This window comes from Marinospirillum sp. (genome assembly GCF_014859565.1).
Genome location: NZ_JACUUA010000418.1, coordinates 1 through 1,792 on the forward strand (window position 1 = coordinate 1; position 1,792 = coordinate 1,792).

Here is a 1,792-nt window from a genome sequence, read left to right on the forward strand (position 1 = left end):
TGGCAGGAGAAGTCTAATGAAGTTGCAGCAGCTGCGTTATATCTGGGAAGTGGCTCATCACGATCTGAATGTTTCTGCCACCGCCAACAGTCTTTACACCTCCCAGCCGGGCATCAGCAAACAGATTCGTCTGCTGGAGGATGAGTTGGGTATCGAGGTGTTTGCCCGCAGTGGTAAACACCTGACACGGGTCACTCCAGCTGGGCAGGTGGTGATCAATCTGGCTGGTGAAATGCTGCGCACGGCAGAAAATATCAAACGTGTAGCGCAGGAATTCAGCAACGAAAAGCGCGGTGGTCTGGTATTGGCTACTACTCACACTCAGGCGCGTTACATCCTGCCTGCAGTGATCAGCCAGTTCATGGAAAAATACCCCAATGTCACCCTCAGCCTTAAGCAGGGTACACCACCTCAAATTGCCCAGATGGTGGCGGATGGTGAGGCGGATCTGGCGATTGCCACTGAATCCATTGCCAGTACCAACGATCTGGTGACCTTCCCTTGTTACCAATGGAACCGTTGTATTCTGGTACCGAAGGATCATCCGCTGGCTCAGGTGAAAAAACTGTCTCTGGAGCAGCTGGCAGACTATCCACTGGTGACTTACATCACCGGATTTACCGGCCGCGCCAAGGTGGATGAAGCCTTTGGCAATGCCAATCTGACTCCTCGTATTGTATTCACCGCCGCCGACTCGGACGTGATCAAAACCTATGTGCGGCTGGGTGTGGGTGTGGGCATTGTGGCGCACATGGCCGCAGACACCCGCGATGATGACCTAGTGGTGTTGGATGCCAGCCATCTGTTTGAGCCGAGTATCACCCGGCTGGGCATTCGCCGTGGCACCTTTATGCGCGGTTATCTGTATCACTTTATTGAAAAACTCGCGGCTCATCTGGATCGGGATACCGTGGATCAGGCACTGGCTGCCGGTAATCGTCAGGAAGTTGAGCAGATGTTTGAAGGGTTGCAGCTGCCACTGCGCTGATAAAGCTTTATAATGTGGGTTTTTCACCCAGCCACTGTTGAAGGATTGTCATGGAACTTGCTTGCCTGGATCTTGAAGGGGTACTGATCCCCGAAATCTGGATTGCCTTTGCGGAAAAAACCGGCATTGAAGAATTACGTGCCACCACTCGTGATGTGCCGGACTATGACGTGTTGATGCGTCAGCGTCTGCGTATTCTGGATGAAAATGGTTTAAAACTGCCGGATATTCAGGCGGTGATTGCCGAGTTGGAACCCCTGCCCGGTGCCATTGAATTCACCAACTGGCTGCGTGAGCGTTTTCAACTGATTATCCTGTCCGACACCTTTTATGAATTTGCCTTGCCACTGATGAAACAGCTGGGTTATCCCACACTGCTGTGTCACAAGCTGGAAGTAGATGCAGAAGGTCGAGTGGTGGATTACAAACTGCGTCAGCGTGATCCCAAACGCCAGAGTGTTCGTGCCCTGCAGCTGCTGAATTACCGTGTGATTGCAGCCGGTGACTCATACAACGACACCACCATGCTGGCGCAGGCCGAACAGGGCATCCTGTTCCATGCTCCGCAGAATGTCATCGAAGAGTTCCCGCAGTTCCCTGCTGTACACACCTATGATGACCTGAAAAAAGCCTTCATCAATGCCAGCAACCGTGAGTTGTCGCTCTGATGTTAAAGCGCTTACAAGGTCAACGCGTCTGGATCACCGGTGCCAGTTCCGGTATCGGTGCTGCTACAGCGCGCAGTCTGGCGGCTGAGGGTGCATCATTGATCCTCTCCGCCCGGCGGGTGGAACGTCTGGAAGC

General features: G+C 53.2%; 3 protein-coding genes. All 3 read left to right on the plus strand.

Annotated features, from left to right (window positions below; all coding sequences use genetic code 11):
* Positions 1 to 16 precede the first annotated feature (16 nt).
* Complete coding sequence (gene cysB / locus IBX50_RS20375) at positions 17 to 988, plus strand: HTH-type transcriptional regulator CysB (RefSeq protein WP_292258227.1); 972 nt, start codon at positions 17 to 19, stop codon at positions 986 to 988.
* Between the two features lie 50 nt (positions 989 to 1,038).
* Positions 1,039 to 1,656, plus strand: coding sequence for a bifunctional phosphoserine phosphatase/homoserine phosphotransferase ThrH (gene thrH, locus IBX50_RS20380; RefSeq protein ID WP_292258229.1), 618 nt, complete (start codon positions 1,039 to 1,041; stop codon positions 1,654 to 1,656).
* The coding region (locus tag IBX50_RS20385; protein ID WP_292258231.1) for an SDR family NAD(P)-dependent oxidoreductase at positions 1,656 to 1,792 on the plus strand (137 nt) is incomplete at its 3' end. The genes thrH and IBX50_RS20385, both read left to right, overlap by 1 nt.

Coding starts and splice junctions, on each gene's coding strand:
- cysB (WP_292258227.1), top strand. CDS start 17: ATGAAGTTGCAGCAGCTGCGTTATATCTGGGAAGTGGCTCATCACGAT.
- thrH (WP_292258229.1), top strand. CDS start 1,039: ATGGAACTTGCTTGCCTGGATCTTGAAGGGGTACTGATCCCCGAAATC.